The sequence below is a fragment of the Halothiobacillus sp. DCM-1 genome (assembly GCF_045689735.1).
Classification (GTDB): Bacteria; Pseudomonadota; Gammaproteobacteria; order Halothiobacillales; family Halothiobacillaceae; genus Halothiobacillus.
Map to the genome: position 1 here is coordinate 1,562,259 of NZ_CP142685.1, position 24,600 is coordinate 1,586,858.

Sequence of the window (24,600 nt, forward strand, 5' to 3'; positions counted from 1 at the left end):
ATATCGAATCGCTGATTCGTGTCCGGGGTATCCGGTGTCCACACAACCGACCCGCTGTCATACAATCCATAAAACCCAACAGGAGCCTTCATGTCGAACCCGCGCATCTACCGGCCGTGGCTGCTCGCCACCCTCACCTGCCTCAGCCCGCTGGGTGCATCCGCCGATACCGTTTTCGATCTGGGTCAGGTCGATGTGCAGGGGCAAAGCAACCCCCAATCCAGCGATCCCTCCGCCTCCGTGGTCAGCGCCAGCACGATGCGCGACCGCAACCAGCAAACACTGGCGGAGGCGCTTTCCGATGTACCGGGCGTCACGCTCAGTACCGGCGGTCAGCGCAATGAGGCGCAGGTGTATATCCGTGGGTTCGATTCCACGCAAACCACGCTCAATATCGACGGGATACCCATTTATGTGCCCTACGATGGCAACATCGATCTCTCCCGATTCTTGACGGGCAATTTATCGGAAGTGGTCGTTACCAAGGGCTTGAGCTCGCTGATGTATGGCCCCAACAACATGGGCGGCAGCATCAACCTGATTACGCAACGGCCCGACAAACCCCTTTCCGGTCGCGTCGAAGTGGGCGGCAGTGCCGGGCGGGATGGGGTATTCAGCCGCCACGAGGGCGCCCAGTTATCCAGCCGCCCCAATGACCTCTTCTACATTCAGGGCGGCGTCGAGCACAGCTCAGCCGGCGGATTCCCGCTGTCCAGCGCCTACACCGGCAACGCCGTTCAACCCGCTGGCGAGCGGTTGAACGCCTACAACTCGGTCACCAATACCAACCTGCGCGTCGGGCTCACCCCGAACGCAAGCGATGAATACAGCCTGTCGTACTACGGCACGCGCGGCGACAAAGGCTCGCCCCCCTATACCGGCAGCGTTGGCACCACCCGCTATTGGCAATGGCCGGAATGGAAGAAAGACGGCTTTTATTATCTCGGCAAAACAGCACTGGGCGGCGGCACGCTGAAAACCCGCCTGTATTACGACAAATTTCAAAACATTCTCGATAGCTTCGACAACGCCAGCTACACCACCCAATTCAAGAAATATGCCTTCAGTTCGCAATACGATGACCACAGCATCGGCGGTGGCCTCGATTATGTGAAACAGTTGGGCGCACACGAACTCACCCTGATGGCGCAACGCAAAAACGATGTCCACCGGGAACGGAACCTCGCCACGGCGCCGCTCGGTGCCCAGAAGCAGGATTCTGCCTGGCTGCAGTTTGAAAGCCACATCAACAGCCTCGGGGCACAGGATCGGATCACCCTGAGCCCGCAAACCCACCTGACGCTCAGCTACCGCTGGGATCAGTTCGAAGTCACCCAAGCGCAGGAATACGCCAACGCGGCGCAAACCAGTGTGAAAGCCATGAGCGTTGCCGGCGCGCGCACCGCGAACAATCTGCAGGCCGTGCTCACGCACACCCTCGATGGCCAGACCTTGCACCTCGGCATCGCGCACAAAACGCATTTCCCGACGATCAAGGATATTTTTTCGTACCGTTTGGGCGCCTCGATTCCCAATCCCGCGCTGGGGCCGGAAACCGTCACCACGATCGAAGCCGGCAGCAAGGGGCATCTGTTTGGCAGCACCAATTATTCTGCGACGATCTTCACCAGCCGCATCCAGAATGCCATTGAGATGGTGGCGCTCAGCCCCTCGCTCGGCCAAAACCAGAATGTGGGCAATGCCAAAAACAGCGGTGCCGAATTCGGCCTGCACACCCCCCTGGGCGCGACCACCGCACTTTCGGCCAATTACACCTACCTCGTCCGCACGCTTGGCACGCCCGGTCTGGTGGCAACCGGCACCCCGCGACACAGCGGCTTTGTCGATTTGAGCTGGTTCCCGTTCAATCGCTGGGTATTCGATGCGGAAGTACGGGCGAATTCAGCCCAGCAAACCACGACAGATGGACTGGAACCCACCGCCGGTTATGCGACGGTCGCGCTGCGCGCCCGATATGACTTCAGCCGTCACTGGACCCTGCGTGTCGGCGTCGAAAACCTCACCGACCGCAACTATCAAGTGACGGAAGGCTTCCCCGAACCCGGGCGCACCTTCTACGGCAATATCGAGGCGAAATTCTGATGGCGATGAACCGTCGTCAGGCGCTGGCCGCGCTCGCCAGCGCGCCGCTGTGGCCGTGGCTCGGCTCGGCGACCGCCGGCAGCGCCCCGACCCGCGTGTATAGCGCCAGCCCGGTCACCACCTATCTGCTCGCCGCTCTGGCACCCGATGTGCTGGTCGGCTGGAATTTTCCGCCACCGGCACAGGCCAAGGGATTTTTCACCCCGGCCGTTCTGGCCAAACCCGTCGTTGGCGGTTTCTTCGGCCAGGGGAAGACCCCCAACACGGAAGCCCTGCTGGCGACCCGCCCTGAGCTGGCCATCGTATCGGGGGCAACCTCCGTCAACATTCAGGAAAGTAGCGAAGCGCTCGCCCGGCTCGGCATTCCCAGCCGGGTCATTCGGCTGAATTCGATGGACGATTATCCGGCCGCCATCGAGCAACTCGGACAATGGCTGGGACGCAGCGAAGCCTTTGCACCCAAGGCCGCGTTCTGTCGCAGCCTGCTGAGCGAATTTGCCGCCCTGCCTCTGCCGCACCCGCCGCCCAGCGCCTACTACGCCGAACAAGCCGATGGCCTGGCCAGCGAATGCCCCGGCTCCTTGCACAACGAAGTGCCAGATCGTTTGCGGCTGCGCAATCCCGTCCAATGCCCCGGAGGCCAACACAACGGCTTCGGCATGGTGCGTATTTCTGCCGAAACCTTGCTAGCGGCCAACCCCGACTGGATCATCACCCAGGACATGGCGGCCTATCAGGCGTTTACCCAGCAACCCCGCTGGCAGGGGCTCCGCGCGGTACAGGATCGCCAGGTCTTGCTGGCGCCCCAGCAACCATTCCGCTGGCTGGATCGTCCGCCCTCGATTGTGCGCCTCATCGCCGTATTCTGGCTGTACGACCGGCTCTATCCCGGGCATCATCGCTTTGATCTGACCGAGTTGACCCAAAAGTTTTTCCAGGTTTTGTTCAATGCCTCACTCAGCAAAGCCGCCATCGAGTCCCTGCTCAACCCGGAAAACCGCCTCCATGCCCCAGGCTGAAGGCTCAGTCGGCGGGCATGTGGCGCAGACTGGCGCACCCGCCGCAGCCCTCGTCCCGCCACCCGAACCCTCGGGCGGCGCTCGCCCGCGAATCGGCTTGATGCTGCATGCCGATTCCGGCCACGAGCAGAACCAACGGCAGCAGATCGACGCCTTGTTCGACACCATCGTCCAGGCCGAACGGGTCGGGCTGGATACCGTCTGGCTGACCGAACAGCATCATCAAACCCACAGCCCAACCCCGCGCCCCGAACTCCTGATCGCTCACGCCGCCGCGCGCACGACCCGCATTGAATTCGGTACCGCCGCGCTCACCTTTGGGCAACGCAGCCCGCTGGAAATTGCCGAAATCGCCAGCAGCCTCGCGTTGCTCGCCCCCCGCCGCCTTCGCCTCGGCGTAGCGCGCGGGAAGACGGCGCCCCCTCAACCCTCAGCAGCCGCAGATGCCGATCCTTTGGGCGAGCCGATCGACGCACTCGCCGACTGGCTGCGAGGGGAAACCTGTTGCGGTCGCGGGGAAGCGCCCGCCAGGAAACTCGCCCCCACCCCGCCGCCGCGCGATGAACTCCCGGTCTATCTCGCCACCCGGCAAGCCTCGCGGGCGGCGCGCGCGGCCGCGCATGGCTTTGGCCTGATGATCGGCCAATTCTGGCCGAGCACCGCCATCGACACCCTGCTTGCCGCCTACGGACAACATTCGGACAGCCCACCCGCGCTGATGCTCAGCCGGGGCTATTGCCCACGACCCAACACCCCTAGCACGAACGCGCAAATCTATGCCCATATCGAGGCCGTCCGGCAACGCAAACCCCTGCCTCAAAACATGCCCCGAGGCCAGCGCCCCATCGACCGGGTCACGCCCGAATCTCTGACGGATTTCGTCCTGCTGGGCGATGAATCCGAGCAGATCGAACGACTACGGCAACTCGCCGCCCAAGGCGTGACCGACCTCGCCCTGAATTTAATGACCGACGACCCCGGCGAGCAGGCGGACTGGCTGGCCGCGCTCGGGGCACTGAAGTCGCGTTGGGCAGTCGAGGCGGCATGCTGATCGGCGCGCGCTTCGGCACCCTGATTGTTCTGCTGATCGGCCTCGCGCTGCTCAGCCTGGCGATCGGCCCCTACCCGCTCTCCCTCTCCGCGATCATTCAAACCTTCCTGCAAGGCCCTCATGGGGCGGCATCATTCGCGCATACCGTTCTCTGGGAGATCCGGCTGCCGCATGTGCTCGGCGCTTTGCTGATCGGCGCGGCACTCGCCATCAGCGGCGCAGCGTACCAGGGCATGTTCATCAACCCGCTGGTGAGCCCGGAAGTCCTCGGCGTTTTGGCCGGCGCGGGGTTCGGCGCCGCCCTGGGGCTCGTCTGGTCGGAAAGTTTCTGGATCGTACAACTCTCTTCCCTGGGGTTTGGCTTGCTGGCCGTCGCGCTCGCCGTGGGGCTGGCCTGGCGGATCGGGGGCGAGCACGCGCTGATCGTGCTGGTGCTATCGGGCATGATCACGGGCGCATTATTCAGTGCGCTGCTGTCGATTGTGAAATACACCGCCGACCCTTACGACAAACTGCCCGCCATCGTTTACTGGTTGATGGGCTCTCTGAGCCAGATCACTTGGCACAATCTCGCCTGGGCCGCGCCGCTGCTGCTGTTGAGCATGGGGTTGCTGCTGCGCGAAAGCGCCCGACTGAATGTGCTGACCCAGGGCGACGAGGAAGCCCAGAGCCTCGGCGTGCCCGTGCAGCGCACCCGACTGACCATCATTCTTTTGACCACCCTGCTGGCCTCGGTGACCGTCATGCTCGCCGGCATGATTGCCTGGGTCGGCCTGATCGTGCCGCATCTCGCGCGCTTGATCGTCGGTGCCGATCATCGCCTGGTTTTGCCGTTTTCCGCCCTGCTCGGTGCCGGGTATCTACTGCTGGTGGATTTGCTCGCCCGCAGCTTCACCACCGTAGAAATTCCCATCGGCATCCTCACCGCCCTGATCGGCCTGCCGGTGTTTGCGCTGCTTCTGGCGCGGCTCGGAGCCTCGGGATGGCGCTGATCGAACTGCGCGGCATCACTGGCGGCTACCGCCATCGGCCGGTCTTGGGGCCGATCGACCTCATGATTCCCGAGGGCAGCCGACTCGCCTTGCTCGGCGGCAACGGCTCCGGCAAAACCACCCTGCTCAAAATCCTGCTCGGCCTCAACCCACCCCTCAGCGGAACTGTGTATTGGCAAGGACGCCCGCTGGCCAGCTATCCGGTGCAGGAACGCGCCCGATTCGCGGCCTATGTGCCACAGCAGCACCGCGCCAGTTTTGGATTTTTCGTCGAAGACATCGTCGCCATGGGCAGCGATGCCGGACGAATCCAGCCCCGACAGACAGAACGCTTCAGCCGCGCGCGTGCAGCCCTCGCAGAACTCGGGCAGGAAAAACTCGCCCGCCGCCGCATGAATGAACTCTCCGGCGGCCAGCAACAACTGGTTCTGCTCGCCCGCGCGCTGGCTCAGCAAACTCCCGTCATCGTCCTCGATGAACCCACCAATCATCTGGACTGGGGACACCAACGCCGCCTGCTCACGCTGATCCGCGCCCTGGCGGATCAGGGGCGCACCCTGATTTTCTCCACCCATCAACCAGAACATGCCCGCCAAATTGCCAACCGCTGCCTGCTCTTGCGCGAAGGGACGATGCTGGCGGATCAAGACTGCGGCCAATGCCTGACGGACGAGATGCTCGAGACGCTCTATCCCGTTGATTTCTAGCAGTCTGTCGCGGCGGATCTACACCCACTCCGTGCTCACGCCCGCAAGGGGCTTCGCGACTCTTCGGCTGAAATCATTCGTCAAGAGCCCCCGGCATCGAACTCAATCAAGCGGGTTTACGGTAGATCGCCAGGCAAACGGCCAGGCTTGCTGTCGTGCCGAAGTCACCTGCCCGTCCTGCCAATGCACCGCACCGGTCTCGGCGGTGAGATACCAGGCCACAGCCTGATGCGCATAACGCGCGCGTACCGTCGCGGCGGGATGTCCAAATGGATTGAACGCACCGGCGCTCACTATGGCGATCTGCGGTTGCACGGCGGCCAAAAACTCGGGAGAAGACGAGGTTTTCGAACCATGATGCGGCACCACCAGCACCTCGGCGCGCAGCAGCCGGCGCGCGGCGAGGTCTCGCTCTGCCGCCGCTTCGATGTCCCCGGTCAACAAGATCGCCCCCTGCGCACCCACCACCCGCAAAACGCAGGAGCGATTATTCGCCGAACCGCCAACCGTGGCTTGCAAGGTTTGAAAGCGGACGCCGTCCCACTGCCATTCGGCGCCATCCTGACAGGGGCGCGCGGTCAATACCGCAAGCGGTTCGCCCCGAATGATCGGCACCCCGGGATATGCGGACAGAATCGCGGGCAAACCCCCGGCATGATCGCGGGCGGCATGGCTGATGATGACCTGATCCAACCGGGTCACCCCGAGGTGGCGCAACGCGGGCAATACCACCCGTTCGCCGGCATTTGGCGGGCTTTGAGCCGCAGACCCGGCAGATCCCCACGATGCACCCCAGGATGCGCCCGTGTCATACAAAAGCGCGTGCTGCCGCGTTTGCACCAGCGCGGCGGAGCCTTGTCCGACATCGAATACCCACAACGACACCGAACCGGGCGGCGGCAGCCGTTCAGCCGGCCACAGCGCAGGCAGGCACAACATCAGCCCCAATGGGCGCGCCGGCCAGCCGCGAGGCGCCAAACTCCATAACAGGCCGATCAGCAACAACGCCAGCGCGCCCCACGAGGGCGCCACCCGCTGACTGTCGGGCAGGGCGTGCATCATCAGGGAAAGCGTAGTCATCAGCCCCTGAACCAGAACTTCCATGCCCGCCAGCAGCCCCACCGCCGCCGTCGGCCACACCACAAATAACACCATGATCAATAAGGATAATGGCGTCAGCACGAAGGTAATCAGCGGCACGGCAAAAAGATTCGCGGGAATCGAGGCAAAGGCGACCCGGTCGAACATTCCCCAAACCATCGGCAACAGCAGCAAAGTCAGCAATACCTGTAACGGGAGCAAAGCCCGCGCACCGCGCCAATGCTGTCGCGGCGGAACCAGAGTGATCAGAACCCATACCGCAGCAAACGAAAGCCAGAACCCTGCCCCCAAGGGCGAGAAGGGCTGCAGCCAAAGCACCGCCATCAGCGCGAGCAGCCAGAGATCCCACAAGCGCCACGGTCGCCCCAGCAAAACCCCGGCCAGCACGATCGTCATCATCAAGGCCGTGCGCTCGGTCGGCACCGACATACCGGCCAGCAAGGCGTAACCCCAGGCAGCCGCGACGGCCACCCAAGCCGCGACCTGTCGGGTGGGCCGACGGGCGCACCAGGGCGTACGCCGCCAGAAAAAAGCGACCAGGCCGGCAAACACCCCCGCCACCATCCCGACATGCAAACCGGAAATGGCCAAGAGATGATTGGTGCCAGTGGCCAACAACACCGACCAGTCGGATTGCGGCAGATAATCACTGTCGCCGATCGACAAGCCCAGCAACAGCCCCCGGGTGGCGGGATCGACGGCCGCGTTTTCGACGACTGCGAGCAGCTTCGCCCGCCACCAGGCGCGTAGTGACAGCAATTGCGCCGCGAACCCGTCCGGTGGCAGCGCCTGACCGTGCGTGGCTTGCACGGTGGCCGTGGCGACGATGTGTTGCGAGAACAACCATCGCGCGTAATCCAATCCCCCCGGATTGACATTGCCACCCGGCGGCTTGAGGCGCAGGGTCAATACCCACCGCTCGCCGCCCTGGTAGTCGGGTCGCTTCGGTCGATAATCTGCCACCCGCCAGCGCGCTCCGGGAGAAAACCCGGCACAACCGGCCGCCCCATCCGTGACGCGCACCAGCTCAGCCGTCCAGCTCACGCCCGCCGGGCCGGGCTTGGGCAGGCTTGCCACCGCCACCTCGGCGGTGCAGTTCAAGGGTGCATCAAAAGCGGGCGGCAGTGCTGCCCGTTGCTGGGCGATGTGCGCGAGTGTCCACAGCGCCCCGGCCAACACACTCAACCCCAACCGTGCCCAGTGCCAACGGCGGCTCGGCGGGGCATACCGCAGAGAAAGCCACACGACCAGCGACAAGCCGAGGCTGAGCGGCACGCCGATGGGGGTCAGGGCGGGTTCAACCATCCCCATTCCGGCGGCCAGAATCCCCAACGCCGCCGCCCAATTTGGCCAATCCGGCCAGTCGGGACGGGCGAACGGCCAGAGCCAGGCCAGCAAGGCGCCCGCGACCCAGGCAAACAGCCAGCCGGACGCCCAGCGCGGAGCGGCGGCGTGAGGAGGATCAACGACGAGGCGAGCGGGCGAATCCATGCCCCAGCAAACCGAGCGCTAGGATTTCAGGCGGAAGGCCATGCCGCCCCCCGGCAAGCGCTCGGTCGTAAAGCGGTCACTCAGGGACTGCACCGATTCCGAGGCACCCAGAATCAAAATCCCGCCCGGCACCAGCGCATTGGCCAGGTGTTCAACGATTTTGCTTTTGGTCTCGCGCGAGAAATAAATCAGCACATTACGGCAGAAGATGAGATCAAACCGCCCCAATCCGGTCGGCGCCTCCAGCAGATTACTCACCTGAAAACGCACCCGACCGCGGATCTCGGCATTCAGCTGCCAGCCGTCCGGCACGCGCTGAAAAAACTGCTGCTTGCGCGCAGGGGAAAGCCCGCGCCCGAGCGAAAGGTCATCGAACACCCCGAGTTTTGCCTGTTCGACAACCCGCGAAGATAAATCCGTGCCGACGATTTCCACTGTGAACGGCAGCTTGCGTTCACTGGCCAACATGCTGATGGAATAGGCTTCTTGACCGGTCGAACAAGCGGCAGACCAAATACGCAATTTCGACTTTTTCGCCGCAATGGCTTCGGGGAAGAACACATCCCGCAGCGCCGTGAAGGGATATTCATCCCGAAACCACAACGTTTCATTCGTGGTCATGGCTTCGACCACCGCTTTTTCCAACACGGCATCGCGTTGTTGCAGCAAGCGGCGCAGCAGCTCATCCATGCTGGGCAGCGCCAGCTCCCGCACGACTCGTCCCAAGCGGGTTTCGACCAGATAACGCTTGTCGGCACCGAGCAGAATGCCACTGCGCCGCTCCAGCAGATCACAGAATTGTTGGTATTGCGCGGGCTGCATGCGGGTGACTGATTTTATCCAATGGCCGATGCGGTCGCGTGCTCGGCCTGCTGGCGAATCGCTTCCGCCACAACGCGCGCCAGATCATCGGGATGGAATTTGGGGATAAACCGGTTGGCGCCCACATTTTTCACCATCGACTCGTTAAACACTCCGCTCAGGGAAGAATGCAAAATCACATACAACGATTTGAGCCGTGGATCCCGCCGGATTTGGGTGGTGAGCGCATAACCATCCATGATCGGCATCTCGATATCCGAAATCACCAGCCGGACGCGCGCCAGTTGATCGGGCGATTCGTCCGCCCAGCGCCGCAAGAGGTCGAACGCCTCCTTGCCGTTGGCCACCGCCACGGACTCCAGACCCATCTGCTTCAGAGTATTGCGCACCTGATTGCGCGCCACCAGCGAGTCATCGGCCACCAGCACGATGCCATCGGCCGAGAGTCCCTTGACATCGTGCAGCACATCCGCCGAAATGGTTTCGTTCGTGCCCACGACCTTCGAGAAGATTTGTTCGACATCGATGATTTCGACCAACACCTGATCGACCCGCGCCACTGCCGTCAAAAAATTCGAGGTATTGGTGCCCGACGGCGGGGGCATGATCTCCTTCCACGACAGGTTGACGATCCGGTCCACCGAGTGCACCAAAAAGCCCTGCACCGCACGGTTGTATTCCGTGATGATGACAAACGACTCCGCAACCTGCGCGGGCGTCATTGGCGGAGAGCCAATCGCGTCGGACAGGTCGATGATGGTGATGGTATTGCCCCGCACATCCGCAATGCCCCGCACGGCCGATGCGGCTTTCGGCACATCGGTCAATTTGGGGCAACGAATCACTTCACGCACCTTGAACACATTGATGCCAAAGCGCTGTTCCTGACCCAACCCGAATACCAGCAACTCCAGCCGATTGTGGCCGGCCAGCCGGGTGCGAGAATCTACCGACGAAATCACATCTTTTTTCACGGCTATCCAACCTTGTCGCAACTTTGTCACTGAGCGCGAAGGCAATCCGCCTCGCGGGAATTTACCCGGCACCCAACCACCCGACAATCCTGTCGTGCGGGCGCATGGCACACATGGGCGGAGCCTTCATGAACGCGGTACTCATAAACGGGCAGCGCGCCCGCCGGGTTCTGGTTTAGATTGTATCGTCCAAAGTGCGCCGTTCTTTAACAGGCCGTTGAAAAACTACTGCGGTGAGCCATCTGCAGCGTTGCGCGGTGCTCGCTCCCTCGCCTATCGCCTGAGTTAAGCGGCGGCGAAGCCGTCCGCCTTGAACGAACTGTTAGCTGCCGCTTCGGTTACGGCGAATGTTACCCCGTAGAGCAGCGCCAACCCAAGCTCCGATGGCGAGCATTGCAAAAACCACGGGGATAGCCATAGCTGCCACACCAAACAGGACAGTGAAATTGGCGCCGCCAAGGATGCTAGAGGCGACGAGGCCGGCTAGAGCACATGCCGTCAGGGCTGCTCCCCATACAATGATGCGCTTGGGCTTCACGAAAGCCGCCAAAAGCGCTCCGCCGCCAATCAATACGATCCATGTGATGTACGCGGTATCCATAGGCAGCTAACTATTTAATATGTCTCGGTCGCTGTGCGCCGGGCGCCTTGCATCTGGCCATCCTCGCTACATTTTTCAACGGCCTGTTAATTCCAGGCAAAATTCACACGGACGGCTTCCTTCATCCGATCCCAAAAATCGGTCACTTGAGCGGATCATTTAGGCGAATCCCCGGGCCGCCGCTCGGATACGACGGTGATTCGTGCCCGGGTGCTTTCCGTTTGAGCAACGACCTCACCTTCGTAAACCCGTCCCGCCCCATGCCGACGGTTGGCCCAGTGCTCGGCCTGCCGCGTCAGCCAAAGCCCGAGCCCAAGCCGACGCAGTGCCGGAATGACCAGCCACAGCCCCACCAGATCGGTCAACGGCCCCGGCAGAATCAGCAGCACCGCCCCGACCCAAGTCGCCAGCAGGCCAGGCATCCCCAGACCCTGGGGCGGCGGCGTCATGCGCCAACCCTGCCGAGCGCCAATCTGTTCGGCCAATTGCGCGCGCGCGCGATTCAGCAAGACGATCCCCAAAATGGCCGTGCCCACAATCCAGGCCAGCGTGAACCAAAAACCAAACGCCGCCGCCATCGCGATCAACAGCAATAGCTCGATCAGCGGCAACCAGGCAATAAACACAAGTGGATTCATGATAAGCAACCCTGATGACTCAATGGGGTGCAAAACCCCGAGATTCTTCGCATACTCCTTATGATGCACCCAAAGTGATCTGTTCTGCGTAAATTTCTTTGCCGATCCAGAGCGCCTCGGCATTAAGCCAACGCATTGAACCGAGGCATTGAATGATCGCCGAGCCCCGGCCAGCGGAATTTCAGGTGGATCGCAGGGTCGGAACCTTGGCGAAGGCCGCAAGTCCAGATTCATCGGGCACCTCGAAAAACCGTCACGAGCGGACGGAGTGCAAGGAGTCCCGCAGCGAATCCCCGAGACATATCAGGTGGATAAGCGAGGGGTGAGGGAGGAAACGACGCCGCAATCTGTTCGCGCAGTAGGTTTCTCGAGGTGCCCCATCGCAACGATCATCCCGATGATCCTTAACAGGTAGAGAGTTCAACATGCGCCCGTTCCACTTTGTGAATCCCTTCAAACGACTGCGAACCAGACTACTCTGGGGATTGCTGGGGGTCGGTGTTCTGGCCGGCGTAGCTCCGGCGACTCAAGCCGATGACATGCTGAGTCCCGAGCAAGCCTTCCACGCCAGTGCCCAAGTAGACGGCCAGACCGTTCAGCTCAATTTCAGCGTCGCTACCGGCTATCACCTGTATCGCGACCGGATCGTCATCACCCCGCAAAACCCTGCCGTCTCGCTCGGCAAGCCGGTATTCCCGGAAGGGGAAATCGATAACGACCCCTATTTTGGCAAGCTCGTTGTTTACAAAAAAGATTTCAGCCTACCCGTGCCCATCCTCAGCAGCCCGGCGGGTGAAACCACGCTCAAGGTGAAATACCAAGGTTGTTCGGATGTGGCCGGGGTCTGCTACCCACCGCAAACCCAAACCTTGAATGTCACGCTGCCTGCGGTCACGGCGGCGGGCAGCAGCCCGACCACCCCGCCCGCCGCCAAACCGATGGCCAGCCTCAGCAGCCTCGCCGGATTGGGTGGCAGTGGCGCGGGCGGGGACGAACCCCTGCCCCCCGAGGAAGCCTTCAAGCCGAGCATTCAGGTGCATGGGGATCAGGTCGCCCTGCATTGGGACATCGCACCGGGCTACCATCTGTATCGGGATCGCATCAAGGTCGCGCTGACCGATTCTGATGCGAAAATTCAATCCGCCACCCTCGATCAGGGCATCCTCGATCATGACCCTACGCTGGGGGATGTGTTTATTTTTCACACACAAGCGAATGCCGAATTGACCCTTAAGCCGGGGCAAAAAGGCAGCGCTGTGCTAATTGCGGGCTATCAAGGCTGTGCGGAACAAGGGCTGTGCTATCCGCCGCAAACCCAAGCCTGGACGATCGACTTCAAATCCGGCAGCGCTCAAGCGCTCGACTCCGCGCCCAAAGCCACGCTCACCCCGGTCGTCGAGCTGCTGAACCCACAGGCCAAACCCGCCATTGCGGCCAGCCACACACCCGAGGCCAGTCAACCCGCTGCGGCGACTACCGGCCAACTCAGCGCCACCGATGCCATCACCCAGAAGCTGAAAACCGGCAGTCTGTGGACGATCATCGTCGGCTTTTTCCTCCTCGGCTTACTGCTGGCGTTTACCCCCTGCATTTTCCCGATGATTCCGATTCTAGCGGGCATCATCGCTGGGCAAGGCGAGAAGATCACCCCCCGCAAGGCGCTCCTGCTCTCCGTCGTCTATGTCCTCGCCATGGCCGTGACCTACACCATCGCCGGGGTGCTGGCCGGGTTGTTTGGCTCGAACCTGCAGGCGGCCTTCCAGAATCCGTGGATTCTCTCGGCCTTCGCGGCGGTTTTTGTCGCCCTGGCCTTGTCGATGTTCGGCTTTTTTGAACTCCAGCTTCCCTCCGCGCTGCAATCGAAGATCATGCAGGTGCAGAACAATCAGCAGGGCGGCACCCTGATCGGCGTGGCCGTGATGGGGCTGCTTTCTGCGTTGATCGTCGGCCCCTGCATGGCACCACCGCTGGCGGGCGCGCTGATTTACATCGGCCAGACCGGCGACGCCCTGTTAGGCGGCACCGCGCTGTTCGCCATGAGTCTCGGCATGGGGCTGCCCTTGATCATCGTCGGTACGCTGGGCGGGAAATTCCTGCCCAGGGCAGGCGGCTGGATGGATGCCGTCAAGGCGGTGTTCGGCGTCATCATGCTCGGCGTCGCCATCTGGATGCTCGAACGCATCGTGCCGGATGTCGTCGCCCAACTGTTGTGGGGCATGCTGCTGATCGCTTCTGCCGTATTCCTGGGGGCACTCACCACCCTGGATGGAAATGCCAGCGGCTGGCGAAAACTGTGGAAATCGCTCGGCGTCCTGCTGCTCCTGTGGGGCAGCCTGATCCTGGTTGGCGTCGCTGCGGGCGGCAAAGGCTCGGTGCTGGCGCCACTCAGCGGGCTGTCTTTAGGCGGTGGATCGTCCTCCGCGTCCACAGGTGTCTCATTCACCCGCATCAAAAATCTGGCCGAACTCGACCAGCAACTGGCGGCGGCCAAAGCAGCGGGTAAGCCGGTGATGCTCGACTTTTATGCGGACTGGTGCGTCGAATGCAAAAAAATGGAGCACGATACCTTCAGCGATCCAGGCATCGTGGCGGCGCTCAAGCCATTTGTGCTGCTGCAAGCCGATGTCACCGCCAATAACGCGGACGATAAAGCCTTGTTCAAGCGCTTCGAAGTGTTAGGCCCCCCCACCATCGTCTTTTTCAATGCGCAGGGGGTTGAGCAAAAAGCCCAGCAAGTCGTGGGCTACGAAGCACCCGACCGCTTCCTGCGCCACCTCGAAGCGGTGCACTGATGACCCGCTGAGGTATCCCTGCCCCAAACGGGAATCGCTGGTTTAATCAGCGCGCCCCGTTTGGTTATACTGCGCCGACCTTGGCTTTCGTTGGGTGCTCCGTGGCCGATTCATCCGCTGATTCTTCTCCCCGAAATTCGCCGGCTCACCGCGCTGCGCAACCCCAAGCCGGCGGCGTTCGCTTCAACCGGGTGGGGATCATCATCCGCCCGCAAGCCGACGCAGCCATGGCGCGCGTTTTTTCCAAACTGATTGATCTCCTCGAAGCTCACCAGATTGCCTGGGCGCTTGAAGCCTCCTGTGATAGCCCCGTGCGCGAAAAGGCCGTCCAACGCTTCGACCGGCACCAGCCCGACTGCGATTTGATTGTCGTGCTCGGGGGCGATGGCACGCTGCTCAATGCCGCCCGCAGTCTCAGTCAGTGGGATATTCCCATCATGGGCGTCAATCTCGGGCGGCTCGGCTTTCTGGTCGATGTGCGCCCGATCGACCTCAAACAATATTTCGAGGCGATGCTGCGCGGCGAATTCATCGAAGAACGCCGCTTTCTGCTCGAAGGCACCCTGATGCGGGGAGAAACGCGCCTGATGCACGCCGTCGCCCTGAACGACATCACCTTCAAAATGCGCGACCCCGCCCGGATGGTGGAGTTCGACATGTTCATCAACGGCGTCTTGCTCAACCAACAGCGCTCCGATGGTGTGGTGGTCTGCACGCCGACCGGTTCGACCGCCTATGCGCTCTCGGCCGGCGGCCCCCTGATCGCCCCCGATCTGGACGCCATCGGCATCGTCTCGATTTGCCCGCATACCCTGAGCTACCGACCGATCGTCGTCTCCAGCCGGCATGTGATCGAAATCACCCCCAAACCGCAGTCACGCGGCGGCGGGGTCATGAGTTTCGACGGGCAGATAAACCACCCGCTGGAAGTGGGCGATACGCTGGTCATTCGGCGGCACGACCACGAGATCCGCCTGATCCATCCCTGTCACTACGACTACTACGCCCTGCTGCGCACCAAACTGTGCTGGGCGGAACAAAACGGCTGATTCGGCATGCTGCGTTCCCTAACCATCCGTCACATTGCCCTCATCGACCGGTTGTCGTTGGATTTTGCCGAGGGGTTCACCACCCTCACCGGCGAAACCGGGGCAGGCAAATCCATCCTGATCGACGCCATCGGCCTGATTCGCGGGGATCGCGCCCAAGCCCAACTCATCATGGCCGGGCAGGAAGAAGCGGAAGTACTCGCTGAGTTTTCTTATGCGCCCGACAGCCCCGTCGCCCAGTTTTTGCGCGAAGAGTCGCTCATGGACGAAGAGGCAGCCGATACCCTGCTCATTCGGCGCACCATAACGCGGGACGGACGCGGCAAAGTCTGGCTCAATGGCCGACAATGCCCGCTGGCGCAGCTCAAAACTCTGGGCGCCCTGCTGATCGATGTGCATGGGCAACACCACAATCAGAAACTGCTGCACAAGACCGAGCAGCGCGCCACGCTCGATGGCCACGCCGGGCTTGACCGCGCGGTGGATGCCCTGGCAAGAACCGCCCAGTCCCTGCATCGTGCCGAACATCAACTCGCCGAACGAGAGGCCGCAGCCGCCACCCGCGCCGATCGTCGTGCCTTGCTTGCCTTCCAGCTCGAAGAGATCGATGCGATCAATCCTGAGCCGGATGAATTCAACCAGCAGCATCAGCTTCTAAGCCGTCTGTCGCGGCAAGATGAGTGGCGGAACACGCTGCACGAACAAATCGCCCAGCTCTACGAAGGCGAAAACAGCGTGCATGATCGGCTCAGCGCCGCACAGCACGCGCTGGAGCGCCTGGTCGCGCTGGATGATCGCTTGAGCGCCATTGTCGAATCGCTGGCAAGTGCCGCCATCGAAGTGAGTGAAAGTGCGCATAGCCTGCGGGATCAACTCGACGCCGACGATGCCGATCCGGGTCTGCTCGACCGGGTGCAGCAGCGTCTCGACAGCCTGCATCAACTCGCACGCAAGCACCGGATCGCGCCGGAATTTCTCGACGAGCACATCGCGGCGCTCCGTCGGGAAGCCGAGCAACTGGCGAGCGAAGACGCCGCCGAGGACAACCTAAGCACGGAAATCACCCGGCTTCGTGCCGAATATGACCGCCAGGCGGCCGAAATTCGCGCGCAACGGCAGGCGGCGGCCACCGGTCTGGCAGCGGCGGTGAGCGCGGCCATCCAACAACTCGGCATGCCGCATGGCCGCATCGAAATCGCCGTAACGCCAAGTCCCCAAGCGGAGAACCGCCCAGAAGCCGGCATCGACGAGGTGCAATTTCTGATCAGCGCGAACCGTGGCCATCCGCTCCAGCCCCTGAACGAAATCGCCTCCGGTGGCGAGCTTGCGCGGGTGAGTTTGGCATTCAAGACCTTGACGGCCGCATTCGATCCGGTGCAAACCTTCATCTTTGATGAGGTCGATACGGGCATCGGCGGCGCAATCGCCGAGATCGTCGGTCGGCATCTCCGCGCGCTCGGCCAGCACCGGCAAGTGCTCTGTGTCACCCACCTGCCGCAGGTCGCCGCCCAGGGGCAGCACCAGATTCAAGTCGCGAAAACCCACCACGAAGCAGGCACGCGCACCACCATCGCCCCCCTGAGCGCCAGCGAACGCATCGAAGAAATCGCCCGCATGATAGGGGGCGTCGAAATTACCGAGCAAACGCGCAGACTCGCCACAGAAATGCTCAATCCGCCGAACCTGCGCCCCGCCGATTGAGCGCCTCCGTTCCCTCCAAGGAAACTCATCTAACAGGTTGTTAAAAAGGGCTTTCCTGCCATTTTTCAACTTGACTGATCCCTCCTCTTCGGCCTCTCCGACATCCCTATCGAAGACTCTGCGGGCTCGGCCTTCGAGCGCGTCGCGGCGGGCTTACGCCGGCTTAAGCCGTGCTTGTCATGGGTCAATCAGCCAATGTGCAGATAATCCCCGCCATGAATTTTCAGGAAAGACAAAAACTTACGCGCAATGACCGACATCGCCTTACCCTTGGGATAGACGATATTCCAGTAACTTTCCAGCGGAAAACCCTGCACATCCAAGGCCACCAGCGGACCGCCCGCCCCCTCGATATTCAGGGCATGCGCGGAAACGACCGCCAGTCCCAGCTTGCCCGCCACCGCGTGTTTGATCGCCTCGTTGCCATCGAGCACCATGCGCGTCTTGATCGTCCGGCCGTGGCTGGCAAACAGTTCTTCAACCTTATGGCGAATCCCGGAACCTTGCTCTCGCATGATGAAAAACTCCTCAGCGATTCGCTCAAACGGGATATTGCGCGCCGTGGCGAGCGGGTGGCTGCGGTGGGCGATCACCACCAAGGGATTCGGCGCAAAAGGAATGACTTCCAGATCGATCCGGGTTTCTGGCAATTGACCGACGATGTACAAATCAGAAATGTTGTCCTCGATCCGCTGCATCAAAGTGGCACGGTTGGAAATCAACAGTTCCAGTTCGATTTCCGGGTATTGCTGCGCGAAATCGCCCAAGGCGATCGGTGCAAAATACTTTGCCGTGGTAATGACGGACAGGCGCAAACGGCCTTTACGATAGCCTTTCAGCTCGTTCAGGGACATTTCGATATTCGATAGGGCGTCGATCACATCACGGCAACCCCGTAGAACCAGCCGACCTGCATCCGTGAGAAAGATGCGCCGACCAATCTGCTCGTATAACTCCAGCCCAATCGCCTCAGAAAAGCTCTTCACCTGCGCGGAAACACTGGGCTGAGTCAGGTTCAGTTCAGCCGCCGCACGGGTGAAACTCTCGTTCCGCGCCACTGATTCAAAGACTTCGATCTGTCGCAACGAGGCGTGACGCAACAACTTGCGGAAAATCGGGGCACGCTCATCCATCGTTCATCCTCACGGTCAGGCGGTTTCTGCGGGCAAAAGGCGGCGGCGAAACCCATGATTGATCGAATCTATCTTCTCACACTATAGACCACGGTCTATACAATAGCTGACCGACGCCTCGGGGCGATGGCTCCAGCCATCTCAAGAGAAAATGACACAACCCATTAATAAACATTAGTTTTATTGAAAAAAATCAACAAACTCCGGCAACGCCGAACGACTGCGCGCCCCATCGCATAAACCGTAATCTATGCCTTGAAGAGTTAATTCGAATTATTCATATGGATTTAGGGCTCCTAAGATTCCAGTGACAAGGACAACCGACTGGAGGCATCCCCATGAGCCCTGCCCTGTTCCAACCCATCACTGGACTGCTCCTGCTGGCCATGCCGCTGATTTTGCTGGCCTCAGCCCTGCCGAGTGTCCAACCCGGTGCCCCCTCGGCGCGCAAAACCAGAACCCGGGTGGCGCGCCTGAGCTTATTGGCTTTATTCCTGGCTTTGCTGGCTGATACCCTGTTTTTGCTGGGCGCGCAGGCGGATTTGATCCTGCCGCCACTCCCGTGGTTCTCCACGCCCATCGGCCTTTCGGTCGCGGTCAACGGCATAACCCTGCTATTGGCCACCCTGGTGAGCTTCGTTTTAGCGATCATCGCGCGATTCAGCATTCAGTATCTGGATGGCGATCACCAACAAGCGCGTTTTTTCCGTCTGCTGGCACTCACCGGGGGCTGGTTTCTGCTGGTGGTCATCGCTGGCAATATGGCGCAATTCACGCTCGCCATTATTGCCACCGGTTTCAGCCTGCATCGCCTGCTGTCGTTCTACCCGGATCGGCCCCGCGCGATCATGGTCACGCACAAAAAATCGATTTTCAGCCGCAGCGCCGATGCCCTGCTGGTCGTCGCCACCCTGCTAATCGGCCAAGCGGTCGGCAGCCTCGAATTCAGCGCAATCAATGACTATGTCGCCACGCAGCCACATCTGCCCCTGTCGATGCAGCTTGCCGCCTGGCTGGTTGTGTTCGCCGCTTTGCTCAAGAGTGCGCAGTTTCCGTTCCATGGCTGGCTGATTCAGGTCATGGAAGCGCCCACACCCGTATCCGCGTTGATGCATGCGGGTGTGGTCTATAGCGGCGCGATCATCGTGCTGCGCTTGAGTCACTTGCTCGCGGCAGAAGGCCATGCGCTCGCCCTGCTTGCCGTCGTCGGACTCATCACGCTGATCATCGCCTCGCTCGTCATGCTGACGCAAACGGCCATCAAATCTTCATTGGCCTGGTCCACGACGGCTCAGCTTGGCTTCATGCTGCTCGAACTCGGTCTGGGCTTACTCGCCCTGGGGCTGCTGCACCTCGTCGGGCATTCGCTGTACAAGGCGCACGCCTTCCTTTCGTCTGGCGGCATTGCCGACCAATTGCGGCAGGTCAAAGTCCCCAACCGCCGTCGGATTTCCGTGCCGATCTGGGGATTGACCGTGGCAGGTGGCATGCTGCTGACACTGGGAATCGCGCAGAACCTGGGGCTCGATCTGCAAGCGGAACCCGCCTTGCTCGCACTGGTGACGATCATCGCGCTGGCTACGGTGCAGCTTGTGCTCAAAACCCTCAGCTACGGCAGCCTCCGCGAAGTCGCGGGCGCCATGCTCATTGCCAGCGGCATGGCGACGGTTTATTTCGTGCTTCACGAAGGCGTTATCACGGCATTCGGTTCGGATCTCGCACCCTGGCCCAACGAAGCCAGTCCGCTGCAATGGGGGTTGATTGCATCCGCAGCGCTGGGCTTTTTGCTCATCGCCTGGCTGCAAGGCCCTGGACGCGATTTACTCGACCGTAAGCGGCAAACCGCGTTGTTCATCCACCTTTACAACGGCTTGTATATCGACCGCTGGGTCGAGCGCTTGGCCTACCGCCTCTGGCCAGAGAAGGTCGGCCGAGTACCCGCCGAAGCCTCGCCAGAACTCGCGCCGCGCACCAGCGGCACCGAATCCTGAACCTCGTGCCACCGCCGAAGAGGAACACCCAATGACCGCATCCACACACATCAAGAACCCCGTGCTGCCACCGAACTGGGCGGCAATGGTCGAACAAACCTGCCACCGGATCGCCCCGGTCTGGCCTTTGGACTCCTTCGTCGCCGTCAATCCCTACCTTGGCCTGATTGACCAGCCATTCAGCGCGGTTGGCAAATTTCTGGCGCAGACCACCGGCGAACGCCTATTCATGGATCGCCACTGGTTCGCAGAAAAGCTGGCCAAAGGCGAAATCACCAACGACGATCTTGCCGCAGCGGCGGACGAGCTCGGCAGTGATGTCACCATCGAGGCCGTGCGCAGCGCACTGCGTACCGCACGCCAGCCCAGCACGCCACTGCCTCTCCTTGCCCGTCAGATGGATCGGCGGGACGCGCCGCCCGTGTCCGAGTTCATTGTCGAACAGATCAGCGGCTTTCTCGCTGCGTATTACGACCGCGGGCAGGCACTCTGGACACTGCCAGAGACGCACCAGGCCGGTTTGTACACCGCCTGGCGCCAGTACAGCCTGATCGACCGTTCTGCCCGCGCTGTCAGCCTAAAACAGGTACGCGCGCACCTGCTCACGGCACCGGCGAACGCAAGCGAGGCACTACCTTGGGCACTGGCGCAACTCCAGGTTCCGGCTGAACTCATGGCGGATTACCTTTATGCCACCCTGAAAACGATTGGGGGCTGGGCGAGCTGGTGCCGCTATTTGCGTTGGCAGGCAGAATTGCAGGGCAAGGAACATCAAGATCTCCGCGACCTTTTGACTATCCGTCTCGTCTGGGATGCCTTGGTTCTCCACGAAATGCCTCCGGCAACTCATAAGGAATGGCAACGCCAGCTCAGCCAGTGGAGTCGACAGCACGCACTGCATGCAACAACGCCGGAAGCGATCGATGAAATCCTGCTGACCGCCGCAGAAATCGCGTTTCGCCGTCCCGTGCTGAGCGGCTTGAAGCGCAACGCCGAAGCCGAAAATGCGGCGCCCAGCGAAGAAACACGCCCTGCCGTACAAGCCGCCTTTTGCATCGATGTGCGATCCGAGGTCTTTCGCCGCCATCTGGAATCAAGCCTGCCGAATGTGCAGACCATTGGCTTTGCAGGCTTCTTCGGGGTGCCGCTCGACTTTTGCCGCCTGGGTGAAGCGAAGGCACGCACCCACACACCCGTGCTGCTGAACCCTGGCTGCCGCGTGCAGGAAACCGGCGATGAAACCTTGGCCGCAAAACGGCAGGCGCGACTGGGCCGCAGCGCCAGCTGGAAACAGTTCAAGCTCTCGGCGGCTTCCTGCTTCACCTTTGTCGAATCGGCCGGGTTGAGCTATGTGCCCCGCCTGATTGCGGACACGCTTGGCTGGCATCGGTCTTCACTGCCGCCGGACGAAGCCGGATTGACCCAGCAGGAACGCGCACAACTGCATCCAGCACTGACCGGACCGAACGGCACGCTGGATGATGCCGCCAAAATCTCGATCGCCGAGGGCATATTGCGCGGTCTTGGCCTGGCGGGCGGCCCGCTGGCGCCCATCGTGCTGCTGGCCGGGCACGGCAGTTCCACCACCAACAATCCGCACCGCGCAGGGCTGGACTGTGGCGCCTGCGCAGGACAAACCGGCGAAGTCAGTGCCCGCGTGGCGGCAAGTCTGCTCAACGAACCGAGTGTTCGGCTCGGTCTGGCCGAGCGCGGCATTGCCATCCCGCGAGACACACGCTTCCTCGCCGCGATGCACGACACCACCACCGATCAGGTGCTGTTGCTCGATCGTCCGGCCAAAGATACGCCCTCAGCAGCCGAGCTGGCAACGCTCGCCAACGCCTTGCAGCGCGCGGGCGAACTGACCCGTCTGGAACGGCTGGTCAGCCTGGATGCAACCGTCACCCAAGCGGGCGCCGAGCAGCATGTGGTTCAGCGCGGGCGGGATTGGTCGCAGGTTCGCCCCGAATGGGGACTGGCAGGTAATGCGGCCTTCATTGCCGCACCGCGCCGCCGCACGCGGGGGCTGAATCTTGGCGGGCGGGCCTTTCTACACGATTACGATTGGCGCAATGACGCGGATTTCGGCATCCTGAGCCTCATCATGACAGCGCCGCTGGTCGTTGCGAACTGGATCAACCTGCAATACTACGGTTCGACGGTGGACAACCTGCGCCAGGGCAGCGGCAACAAAGTGCTGCACAATGTGGTCGGCGGCCTGGTCGGGGTGCTGGAAGGCAACGGCGGCGATCTGCGGGTCGGCCTGTCGCTGCAATCCCTGCACGATGGCGAACAGTGGCGTCACGAGCCGCTGCGACTGTCCGCCTTCATCGAGGCACCGACCGAGGCGATGGATCGCATCGTGGCTGGGCACGAGATGCTACGACAACTGGTGGACAATCGCTGGCTGCACCTCTGCCAGATCAGCGACGACGGCTCGGTGCGCCGCCGCATGGCTCCGGGAGACTGGCGGCCTGCGTAATGACAGGTTTTGCTTGAACTCGGCGGCGATCCCCCTCGCCTTGCCTAATCCACGGCAAGGCACTATATCCTTTTGGCCACCCTGCAAACCTGGATCGCCATGCCCGCCAGCCCACGCCACGCGCCACCCCTTCGTTTTCTGATCGTCGCCACCCTCATTCTCGCCCTGCTGCACGCCTACATCGGGCTACGGCTGCTGCCTTACCTGCCGGTGCCGGACTGGGTGCGCGGGCTCGGCATTGCCTGGCTGATCTTTTCCTGGCTGGTGCTGCCGCTCACCCTCCTCTCCCGCTTTATCCGCCACCGCGGGTTGGCTGATGCGCTCGGCTGGGTCGGCGCACTGACGATGGGGCTGTTCTCTAGCCTGCTGGTGTTCACGGCGCTGCGCGATGGATTCATTGCCCTCGTCTGGCTGTTGCTGCCAGAGCGCTTCGAGCCGGACGCCGTTGTCTGGAGCGCCGTCGCGGTGCCCCTCCTTGCCCTGCTGATGACGCTGATCGGGTTTTTGAATGCGCGGCGGCGCGCCCGCATCGTCGAGATCAGCATCCCGTTGGCCGGGTTGCCGCCCGCGCTCCACGGCTTCACGATCGTGCAGATCAGCGACATTCATGTCAGCGCGACCATCAAACGCGGTTATCTCAACGCGATTGTCGATGCCGTGAATGCGCTGGAGCCCGATCTCATCGCCGTCACCGGGGATGTGGTCGATGGCCGCGTCGCCCAGCTCGCCGCCCATACCGCGCCGCTCGCGAACCTCAAAGCCCGCCACGGCGCATTCTTTGTCACCGGCAACCACGAATACTATTCCGGCGAGGCGGAATGGTCGGCGGAATTCGCCCGGCTGGGGCTGATCGTGCTCAAGAACCGGCATCAGGTTCTGGAACATCAAGGAGCCAGCCTCGTGATCGGCGGCGTCACCGATTACCGCGCTGACCAATTCGTGCCGCAGGAAGCCAGCGACCCACACGCCGCGCTGGCCGGGGCGCCAACGGACGCAGCCGTCCGGATTTTGCTCGCCCACCAGCCGCGAAGCGCAGAAGCCGCCGCCACCGCCGGATTCGACCTGCAACTCTCCGGCCACACCCATGGCGGCCAGTTCTGGCCGTGGAACTACTTCGTCCGCCTGCAGCAACCTTATGTGGCGGGCCTGCATCGGCACGGGAAAATGTGGGTCTATGTCAGCCGAGGCACGGGCTATTGGGAGCCACCCAAACGGCTCGGCGCGCCATCGGAAATCACCCGTCTGCGCCTGGTGAGCGCTCCACCCGATTCGTATCGCCCCGGCACGGCCGATTACGACCACAACTCCAGCGGCGCGTAATTCACCAGCGCCCGCAGAATATCGCCCCGGGTCACAATCCCGACCACGCGGCGCTCGGCATCGACAATGGGGAGCCCCCGGATATCCTGCGCGAGCAGCACCCGAGCCAGTTCGCGGATATTGGTCTCCAGCGTGGCCGTCAACACCTTCGGATTGGCAATCCTCATGACCGACAAGGGCGCAAGATCCGAAAACCGCACCCGCTGACGGCTGATATCCCCCTTGGTCACCACGCCGACCAGCCGTTCCTGCGCGTCGATGACCGGCACCAGGCCAATCCCCTGCTGCTCGAAGATCGCCCGCAGTTCAGCGATGGTGCCTTCCGGGGGGAGCGAAATGACCGGCGTGGTCATCAGTTGGCTGGCGAGCACGATGGGACGGCGCTCATCAGTGGCGGAACGCACTGCGTCATACACCGAAAGTCGGCCAGACCGATCCGGAGTCGCCGCCGGATGTTGTCGCGGGGGCAATTGCGCGAGACTATCATCAGTTGCACGGGATTCTTCCCCCCGGGCAACCGGCTCGATCGCCCGCGGCGCGGCATGCATCACCGGCTGAAACAAGGCCTGGTTCAGCGTGACCTGGTCACTGACGCCCGGGCCGAAAACGACAAAACTCATGGCACCTCACCCC

General features: G+C 62.0%; 17 protein-coding genes. 11 read left to right on the forward strand and 6 right to left on the reverse strand.

Annotated elements, in window-relative coordinates; all coding sequences use genetic code 11:
* Window positions 1–90 precede the first annotated feature (90 nt).
* From VOI35_RS07300 to VOI35_RS07320, 5 genes are read left to right on the forward strand one after another with little or no spacing between them, the layout of a single operon-like run.
* Window positions 91–2,103, forward strand: a complete 2,013-nt coding sequence (locus tag VOI35_RS07300; RefSeq protein WP_407275407.1) for a TonB-dependent receptor plug domain-containing protein — start codon at window positions 91–93, stop codon at window positions 2,101–2,103.
* Window positions 2,103–3,122: an ABC transporter substrate-binding protein gene (locus VOI35_RS07305; protein ID WP_407275408.1), complete on the forward strand. Its 1,020-nt coding sequence runs from the start codon at window positions 2,103–2,105 to the stop codon at window positions 3,120–3,122. The genes VOI35_RS07300 and VOI35_RS07305 overlap by 1 nt, the downstream gene beginning before the upstream one ends.
* Entirely contained in the window at window positions 3,109–4,173 is a 1,065-nt protein-coding gene (locus VOI35_RS07310; protein ID WP_407275409.1) for an LLM class flavin-dependent oxidoreductase, read from the forward strand. The genes VOI35_RS07305 and VOI35_RS07310 overlap by 14 nt, the downstream gene beginning before the upstream one ends.
* On the forward strand, window positions 4,167–5,165 hold the full coding sequence (locus VOI35_RS07315; RefSeq protein ID WP_407275410.1) for a FecCD family ABC transporter permease: 999 nt from the start codon (window positions 4,167–4,169) through the stop codon (window positions 5,163–5,165). The genes VOI35_RS07310 and VOI35_RS07315 overlap by 7 nt, the downstream gene beginning before the upstream one ends.
* Window positions 5,156–5,872: an ABC transporter ATP-binding protein gene (locus tag VOI35_RS07320; protein ID WP_407275411.1), complete on the forward strand. Its 717-nt coding sequence runs from the start codon at window positions 5,156–5,158 to the stop codon at window positions 5,870–5,872. Before VOI35_RS07315 ends, VOI35_RS07320 begins: the two co-directional genes overlap by 10 nt.
* 102 nt (window positions 5,873–5,974) lie before the next feature.
* Here VOI35_RS07320 and VOI35_RS07325 read toward each other — a convergent pair whose 3' ends face one another.
* From VOI35_RS07325 to VOI35_RS07340, 4 genes are all read right to left on the reverse strand, one after another.
* The gene (locus tag VOI35_RS07325) at window positions 5,975–8,464 is read right to left on the reverse strand and encodes a DNA internalization-related competence protein ComEC/Rec2 (protein ID WP_407275412.1); all 2,490 of its coding nucleotides are present in this window, start codon (window positions 8,462–8,464) and stop codon (window positions 5,975–5,977) included.
* Window positions 8,465–8,482: 18 nt separating this feature from the next.
* A complete protein-coding gene (locus tag VOI35_RS07330; RefSeq protein ID WP_407275413.1) occupies window positions 8,483–9,286 on the reverse strand; it encodes a CheR family methyltransferase in 804 nt (267 codons plus the stop codon).
* Window positions 9,287–9,300: 14 nt separating this feature from the next.
* Window positions 9,301–10,260, reverse strand: a complete 960-nt coding sequence (locus VOI35_RS07335; RefSeq protein ID WP_407275414.1) for a chemotaxis protein — start codon at window positions 10,258–10,260, stop codon at window positions 9,301–9,303.
* A 756-nt stretch (window positions 10,261–11,016) separates the two neighbouring features.
* Window positions 11,017–11,499, reverse strand: coding sequence for an FxsA family protein (locus VOI35_RS07340; protein ID WP_407275415.1), 483 nt, complete (start codon window positions 11,497–11,499; stop codon window positions 11,017–11,019).
* A gap of 425 nt (window positions 11,500–11,924) precedes the next feature.
* Here VOI35_RS07340 and dsbD point away from each other — a divergent pair, with 425 nt between their 5' ends.
* The 3 genes from dsbD (at window position 11,925) to recN (ending at window position 17,041) form a co-directional block, all read left to right on the forward strand.
* Entirely contained in the window at window positions 11,925–14,291 is a 2,367-nt protein-coding gene (gene dsbD, locus VOI35_RS07345; RefSeq protein WP_407275416.1) for a protein-disulfide reductase DsbD, read from the forward strand.
* Between the two features lie 101 nt (window positions 14,292–14,392).
* Complete coding sequence (locus VOI35_RS07350; RefSeq protein WP_407275417.1) at window positions 14,393–15,340, forward strand: NAD(+)/NADH kinase; 948 nt, start codon at window positions 14,393–14,395, stop codon at window positions 15,338–15,340.
* Between the two features lie 6 nt (window positions 15,341–15,346).
* Window positions 15,347–17,041: a DNA repair protein RecN gene (recN, locus tag VOI35_RS07355; protein ID WP_407275418.1), complete on the forward strand. Its 1,695-nt coding sequence runs from the start codon at window positions 15,347–15,349 to the stop codon at window positions 17,039–17,041.
* A gap of 188 nt (window positions 17,042–17,229) precedes the next feature.
* Here recN and VOI35_RS07360 read toward each other — a convergent pair whose 3' ends face one another.
* Entirely contained in the window at window positions 17,230–18,174 is a 945-nt protein-coding gene (locus VOI35_RS07360; protein ID WP_407275419.1) for a LysR substrate-binding domain-containing protein, read from the reverse strand.
* 338 nt (window positions 18,175–18,512) lie between these two features.
* Between VOI35_RS07360 and VOI35_RS07365 the strand changes: the two genes are divergently transcribed.
* The 3 genes from VOI35_RS07365 to VOI35_RS07375 all read left to right on the forward strand — a co-directional run bounded on the left by VOI35_RS07365 (window position 18,513) and on the right by VOI35_RS07375 (window position 23,967).
* Window positions 18,513–20,165: an NADH-quinone oxidoreductase subunit L gene (locus VOI35_RS07365; RefSeq protein ID WP_407275420.1), complete on the forward strand. Its 1,653-nt coding sequence runs from the start codon at window positions 18,513–18,515 to the stop codon at window positions 20,163–20,165.
* Window positions 20,166–20,196: 31 nt separating this feature from the next.
* Window positions 20,197–22,647 carry a YbcC family protein gene (locus tag VOI35_RS07370; protein ID WP_407275421.1) on the forward strand — a complete coding sequence of 817 codons (2,451 nt, stop codon included), beginning with the start codon at window positions 20,197–20,199 and terminating at the stop codon, window positions 22,645–22,647.
* Window positions 22,648–22,719: 72 nt separating this feature from the next.
* The gene (locus tag VOI35_RS07375; RefSeq protein ID WP_407275422.1) at window positions 22,720–23,967 is read left to right on the forward strand and encodes a metallophosphoesterase; all 1,248 of its coding nucleotides are present in this window, start codon (window positions 22,720–22,722) and stop codon (window positions 23,965–23,967) included.
* Here VOI35_RS07375 and VOI35_RS07380 read toward each other — a convergent pair.
* Window positions 23,940–24,587, reverse strand: coding sequence for an HPP family protein (locus VOI35_RS07380; RefSeq protein ID WP_407275423.1), 648 nt, complete (start codon window positions 24,585–24,587; stop codon window positions 23,940–23,942). The two genes, VOI35_RS07375 and VOI35_RS07380, sit on opposite strands and share 28 nt — an antisense overlap.
* Window positions 24,588–24,600 lie beyond the last annotated feature (13 nt).